Source organism: Tunicatimonas sp. (genome assembly GCF_049647865.1).
In the GTDB taxonomy this organism is placed as follows: Bacteria; Bacteroidota; Bacteroidia; order Cytophagales; family Cyclobacteriaceae; genus Tunicatimonas.
In genome coordinates, this window is record NZ_JBARYM010000915.1 from 1 (window position 1) to 6,273 (window position 6,273).

The 6,273-nt window shown below is 41.8% G+C and carries 9 protein-coding genes; 4 read left to right on the plus strand and 5 right to left on the minus strand.

What is annotated here, in order from left to right; translation table 11 throughout:
* Together WBA23_RS25895 and WBA23_RS25900 are read left to right on the plus strand one after the other, a co-directional pair.
* Window positions 1-105: UvrB/UvrC motif-containing protein (locus WBA23_RS25895; RefSeq protein ID WP_424585181.1), on the plus strand; the 105-nt coding region annotated here is incomplete at its 5' end.
* A gap of 44 nt (window positions 106-149) precedes the next feature.
* A complete protein-coding gene (locus tag WBA23_RS25900) occupies window positions 150-578 on the plus strand; it encodes a hypothetical protein (protein ID WP_424585174.1) in 429 nt (142 codons plus the stop codon).
* Between the two features lie 54 nt (window positions 579-632).
* On the opposite strand, the gene WBA23_RS25905 is transcribed toward WBA23_RS25900, so the two are convergent.
* Complete coding sequence (locus tag WBA23_RS25905) at window positions 633-1,169, minus strand: lipocalin family protein (protein WP_424585175.1); 537 nt, start codon at window positions 1,167-1,169, stop codon at window positions 633-635.
* A 156-nt stretch (window positions 1,170-1,325) separates the two neighbouring features.
* On the opposite strand from WBA23_RS25905, the gene WBA23_RS25910 reads away from it, so the two are divergent.
* Complete coding sequence (locus WBA23_RS25910; protein ID WP_424585176.1) at window positions 1,326-2,153, plus strand: phosphatase PAP2 family protein; 828 nt, start codon at window positions 1,326-1,328, stop codon at window positions 2,151-2,153.
* A 48-nt stretch (window positions 2,154-2,201) separates the two neighbouring features.
* On the opposite strand, the gene WBA23_RS25915 is transcribed toward WBA23_RS25910, so the two are convergent.
* Window positions 2,202-3,251 (minus strand): M42 family metallopeptidase, encoded by a 1,050-nt coding sequence (locus tag WBA23_RS25915; protein WP_424585177.1) that lies wholly within the window; start codon window positions 3,249-3,251, stop codon window positions 2,202-2,204.
* A 106-nt stretch (window positions 3,252-3,357) separates the two neighbouring features.
* Between WBA23_RS25915 and WBA23_RS25920 the strand changes: the two genes are divergently transcribed.
* Window positions 3,358-4,671, plus strand: coding sequence for a pyridoxal phosphate-dependent aminotransferase (locus tag WBA23_RS25920; protein ID WP_424585178.1), 1,314 nt, complete (start codon window positions 3,358-3,360; stop codon window positions 4,669-4,671).
* A gap of 8 nt (window positions 4,672-4,679) precedes the next feature.
* On the opposite strand, the gene WBA23_RS25925 is transcribed toward WBA23_RS25920, so the two are convergent.
* The 3 genes from WBA23_RS25925 to WBA23_RS25935 all read right to left on the minus strand — a co-directional run bounded on the left by WBA23_RS25925 (window position 4,680) and on the right by WBA23_RS25935 (window position 6,161).
* Window positions 4,680-5,000 (minus strand): DUF2442 domain-containing protein, encoded by a 321-nt coding sequence (locus WBA23_RS25925; RefSeq protein ID WP_424585179.1) that lies wholly within the window; start codon window positions 4,998-5,000, stop codon window positions 4,680-4,682.
* 98 nt (window positions 5,001-5,098) lie between these two features.
* A complete protein-coding gene (locus WBA23_RS25930; RefSeq protein WP_424585182.1) occupies window positions 5,099-5,209 on the minus strand; it encodes a DUF4160 domain-containing protein in 111 nt (36 codons plus the stop codon).
* A 46-nt stretch (window positions 5,210-5,255) separates the two neighbouring features.
* Window positions 5,256-6,161 (minus strand): hypothetical protein, encoded by a 906-nt coding sequence (locus WBA23_RS25935; RefSeq protein ID WP_424585180.1) that lies wholly within the window; start codon window positions 6,159-6,161, stop codon window positions 5,256-5,258.
* Between the last annotated feature and the right edge of the window lie 112 nt (window positions 6,162-6,273).

Sequence of the window (6,273 nt, forward strand, 5' to 3'; positions counted from 1 at the left end):
AAGAAGAGTATGGAAAAGGCCGCCAAAGAACTTAATTTTATGGAAGCAGCTCGTTTGCGCGACGAGTTAAACGATCTGAAGAAATTGTACGAAAGCCAGGAATAATCTGTAATTTCAGCTTTTGCTAAACCTACCCTTTTAATTTTTATATGAGACACTTTTTCCACCTGATTTCTTTCGTCTTACTTTTCCATAGCTCAGTATCTCAAGCACAGTTTCTATTTAACTTTGGCATTGATGCTTACAAAACTGATAATCGTGACCCGTTTGAGTTTGTGAACAAAGCCCAGTTTAGTGCGGAGGCAAATTATTTCTTGATTCAGCAGCTTGCCCTCACCGCTGGCGTAGAATACTGGACTGCGCCGAACCGACTGAGCTTTATTCCTGGAATGCGTCTTTACCCAATTGATCCGGTATTCATCCGGTTACGCCCTCTAATAAGTGATGAAGTAGATTACGCAGCCGGAGTGGGCTACGCTCGCCGTATTACCGATGAATGGCGCATTGAAGTAATGGGTGATTACTATTTCGAGCGAGGCAATGCCGCTTTGCGGATTGGGGTTGGGTATCGGCTATAAAAAAAGCCACGCTTTCCGAAGAAAACGTGACTTAAAAATTAAAGGAAGTATAAGCTATTTTTTTAGATTGAGAATCATTTCAGTCGCCATTGGTAAGTCAGCTTCCTCCATTTCAATGTCATCAAAGCCTCCATCTATAGACAAAGATGCCCGACTGTTGGTTAGAGAACGGACCGTATACTTCTGAGATTCATCTTCAAAGTTTATTGTCAGTTGCTTGCCATCAGCAACCCAAGTCCCGGTACCCGAATCGTCTTCGTCGGTAACAATAACAGTTTTATCGCTTTTAAACTCAATGGTTGTGTTTTCAAACGCGCTATCTGCATCAAATTCCTCAAGCGATTCTCTCACGGCATCACCCATCTCCTCGGAGTAGTTACTGCCCAATTGCTGCTTCAGTTCATTGATTGACTCCTCAATGTAATCTTCATATGATTTACCATCAATTATAATGTCAGCAGACTCTATTTGCCACTTGCCGATGATACCAACCTCGGTAGAGAGTTGCTCATCATCTTTATTACAAGAGAACAAAGTAATAGCCAAACAAACGACCAAAGTTGTTGAAAATAGCTTCTGTAAATTCTTCATCTGAATAAATATTTAGATTTGTTAATATTATTATTCAAATTTAAATTATAAAATTTTTATTGCTGGTGTTATTTTAGAGCAAATACTACATTAAACTTAAACCTTTGTTATTTTTATCAGATTTAAAGGTAGTCCAGTCCTAATTTTTAATCTGTTATGAAAATCAAGCTATACCAACAGCGGTGGTTCCCTTGGGTAATTGCCTTATTTTTTATTCTATCCGGAAACCAACTAACCTACGGCCAAGGCTACGAGTTAAAGAACGCTCGGGAAATAACATTGCTTTCGGTTGGGGCAGCCGGAACCACGGCTAGTATTTTATTGCGTAATAAGCGAGAACCGCTCAGATTAGATGAAATAGATAATTTCAACATCAACGATGTTTTTGCGTTTGACCGGCTATCGGATGGAAGCTACCGTAAGGTATCACGGATTGCCAGCGATGTATTGCTACACAGCTCATACGCTCTACCCCTTACACTACTGGCTTTTGATGAAACTCGCCAAGATGCGGGAACGTTGGGAGTGATTTTTCTACAAACAATAGCCCTTAATGAAACCCTTACGGGCATTACCAAAGCTCTGGTCAAACGCCCCCGACCCTACACCTATAACCAGGGAGCTCCGGAAGACGTACGAACAATGCGAGGCAATAATTTTTCTTTCTTTTCTGGTCATACGTCGTATACTGCCGCTATAGCATTTTTCACTGCCAAAACCATTTCGGACTATGTTGATAACCCAACAATACGGAAGCTAGCCTGGACTGGAGCATTTTTGTGGCCCGCAGCCACCGGCTATTTTCGTTACCGCGCGGGCAAACATTTTCCTACGGATGTGATTGTAGGGTACATAGTGGGAGCTTCGGTTGGTTATTTGGTTCCGCACCTGCATAAAATCCAGCATACTAATATTTCTTTAGATACCGGGGTTAGCCATACCCCCCTGGTCCGACCGCTATTTCGGGTTACCCTTATGCTATAGGTTAGATATAAATACCATCGCGCCTACCCAATTGAACCCATAGAAATACTACCGATGCGACCAATCGTACTGATCTAGCGTTTCTAGCGAGACTTTTAATAGGCGAATGCAACTATCGATGTCTTCTTTATTAGCCATTTCAATTACTTGGTGAAGATGGCGGGTGGGGATAGAAATAGCTCCGGCAATGGAGCCTTGTTTACCCATACGCTGCACTCCGGCTGTATCAGTACCTCCGGCAGTGAGTACTTCGGGTTGCCACTTGATATTATTCTTTTCAGCAGTTTGCTTCATAAACTCTACCATGCGGTAATCGCAAATGGTGGAACCATCCATCACTTTAATTGCTGCTCCTTCGCCCAGCGAGGTGATTTTCTGATGTGCTTGCGCACCGGGCAGATCAAACGCAATAGTTGTATCCAAGCCAATGCCAAAGTCAGGGTTGATAGAATGAGCTGCCACGTTGGCACCACGTATACCCACTTCTTCCTGCACGGTAAATACTCCGTACACATCGTAGGGCACCTCATCGAGTTGGCGCAACGCTTCAATCAGAATAAATACTGACACCCGGTTATCAATAGACTTACAATTTACACAACCGCCCATTTCAATGAGTTCTCGTTCGCGAGTAATAGGATTACCTACGCTAACTAGTTCTTTTACCTCGTCAGCCTTCATGCCGAGATCAATAAAGTAGTCAGTATTCTTCGGATTTTTATTGCGCTCTTCGGGAGTCATCACGTGGATGGGTTTGCTACCCATTACTCCGATTAGATCTTCTTTTCCGTGAACAATTACCCGTTGAGCCGTTAGCGTTTTTGGATCAAAACCACCCAAAGTATGAAAGCGAATAAAGCCGTTATCGTCTACATGGGTAACAATAAAACCAATCTCATCCATATGAGCAGCGACCATTACTTTTTTTTCATCTGGATTATTTTTGCTTTTCTTCACCGTTATCACGCTGCCCATATTATCCACCTCCCAGTGATCAACTAGTGATTCTACCTCTTTAATGACTAGTTGGCGCACTCGTTCTTCAAAACCGGGAGCACCGGCTACTTCACAAATTTTCTTTAGTAATTCTACGTTCATAATTATTTTACCATGTGATTTTAATTGGGAATCGCAATCTGCACTTATTCTATATTATTGCGAGGCTAAAATTACGTAATTTCGCCCGACAATAAAATGAGTAAAAATGCGACAACGGTTACTACGAGAGGGAGCCAATGAGTTGAGCTACGAGATTCGAGGAATTGTACGGAAAGCTCACCAAGTACAAGCATTAGGGCATACCATTTTTTGGGAGAATATTGGCGACCCAGTGCAGAAGCATTACCAAATGCCTGACTGGATTAAGGAGGTTGTAGTTTCATTAGTACAAGAAAATGAAACTTTCGGCTACTGCGATTCTAAGGGAGTACTGGAAACCCGCCAATTTTTAGCCGAGCTAAACAACCAACGTAATGGAGTACAGATTACTGCCGAGGATATACTGTTTTTTAATGGACTAGGCGATGCCATTGGAAAACTTTATCAATACTTAGTACCCACTTCCCGAGTGATTGGTCCGTCACCCTCGTACACTACGCATTCCTCTGCTGAGGCATCTCATGCTAACCATCACCCGATTACCTATAATCTTGACCCAAACAACAACTGGTATCCTGATCTGGATGATTTGCGATTGAAGGTACAGTACAATCCTAATATTGTAGGAATTCTGCTAATTAACCCGGATAACCCAACCGGGGTGGTGTATCCGAGAGAGATTTTAGAGGAGATTGTGGAAATAGCTCAAGCCCACGACCTGTTTTTAGTGGCTGATGAAATCTATCTGAATATTACTTACAATGGTGCAAAAGCCCACGCTTTAGCCGAAGTGATTGGCGAAGTGCCGGGAATATCCATGAAAGGAATTTCTAAAGAATTGCCCTGGCCTGGCGCTCGCTGCGGCTGGATGGAATTTTATAATCGTCATCAATCCGGCGATTTTGATCAGTATTGTTCTACACTGGAAAACGCCAAAATGATTGAGGTTTGTTCTACCAAGCTACCTCAATTGGCAATCCCTAAAATAATGAGTGACGCTCGCTACGCTAACTATCGCGAGGGATTTAATAAAGCCATTGGACAACGAAGTCAGATTATTAGCGAATTGCTAGCGGATATTCCAGTCATCACCTTTAATCCAACTTACGGAGCTTTTTACAATACCATCATTTTCCGCGATGGAGTACTACAAATCGGTCAAAAACTGAAAATTGAAGATAACCACGCCAAGAACTTACTAGAAGATTGGTTAGCGCAAGAGCCGGATATGGCATTAGACAAACGCTTTGTCTACTATCTACTAGCGGCCAAAGGTGTATGTGTAGTTCCCATTTCTTCTTTCTGCTCTGACCTTCAGGGCTTCCGGGTAACGCTGCTGGAAAATAATGAAGAGATTCTACGCGAAACCTTCACCCGAATTCGCGAGGCAGTGATTGAGTACACTTTACCAAAGGTGTAAAGTGAATACTAAACTATCAAAGTCTGTTTGATGTCGCGGATAGAACGGTTTATTTCCTCTTTTAAAAATCCTTTCAGGCTTAAGTCTTCATCTACATCTGGCCAATGAATGCCTGCTCCTTTACCAATCAAACGGTAATTGTTGAGCTGTTCAGGTGTTGCCTGCTGAAGTCGCGATGAAGACGATATGGTATAACTTAATACTTTTTTACTCGATAAAACAATTAGCATTAGGTCTAAATCAGGATGAAAATGTAAAGCTTTAATTTTTAACCCATCTTCGTAGATAAGCTTTTCATTATCATCATAATCGTTGTTGAAAGAATTCATACCACTTTGCTTTTAATAATTCTTCATTTTCGGTTATAATGCGCATAACCACTTTGCGTTCCTGAGCTTTAATATTATTGAGATATTTAACTTTTACTTCAAGGTTCTAACCATACCTTTCCATCTTTTTCACCCTTCTCAATACGTATGTGAACAGGTTCTTCTCGGTCGCCAGCGTAAAAGAAAAAACGATAACTTTTTTTTAATATACAGTGGGCATAGTATGTTTAAAAATAGCGAATTGTTAATTCACATTCAGGAATTCCCCTTAATCACCCAGTAATCGTCCATATATTGCTCCTTCAGTTCGTAGTTGCGGTTATCCCAGGTTTGCTGCTTGAGCAAGATGTTGGGATACTCACCCGCGAACCAGTATTCGTTTGCCTTACTATTATCTAACTGGACAGTTACTTTCCAAATATCATTAATTTGGTTCATGTCGTAGTCCGTAGAAAGCTGTAGGTCGTCAATCGCTTCCACGCTGAAAGTTGCGTTGTAAATAGTAGGCTCCTTGGCCTTGCTGCTAATTTGCGACTCAGCTACGCCCTGCTGAAATGAAAGCCCATCAGCGAAATTTAGGGCCCGCAGCGAATGCGAAAGCTGATCTTCAAACATGAATCCGCCTTTAATCGTGGTTTCGCCAACACCTTGTCCGTCCCAGTAGCTATTATAGCCAAAGGTGTACTGTTTGCCATCAGCAATAAAATATTTTGCAGTATTACCGCACCATTCCTGCGAAGAATTAGTCAGCTTATAGGCCATAGACGGCTGATCACGCTTGTAGAAGATACTGGTCATAAAGTGATAGGGGTAGTTATCGGTTGGGATGCGAGCAAACTTATTCACCTTCATCACATCAAACAGATCATTACGAGAATAATCATCGGTTTTCACTTTATATTCCTCGTTAAACGTTTCCTTTACCAGTACAAAAACGTACTCGAAGTTACGAGGCTTACCGTAGATGGTCCGGGTAGCCTGGTACTTAGCAACTTCGGCTTGCCCCTGATCCCAAGTAGATTCTTTAGCCCATTCCTGATTAAAGTGCTCTGCTGAAGGAATACGATCCTGCGCGTTACCTCCAGTACAAGCGTACAGTACGCTCATTAGTCCGAGAAGTATTAGAGACATTAGTACGTTAGTGTCAATTATCTTTTTCATATAGCTTAATTGTTATTAAGGATTGGGAGTTGGTTTTTAGAAAACGAGCCTTTAATCTTTTATTTCTAGCAATTTCTACTCTTTAACCTTCACCATTTAACCCTCTCTATCT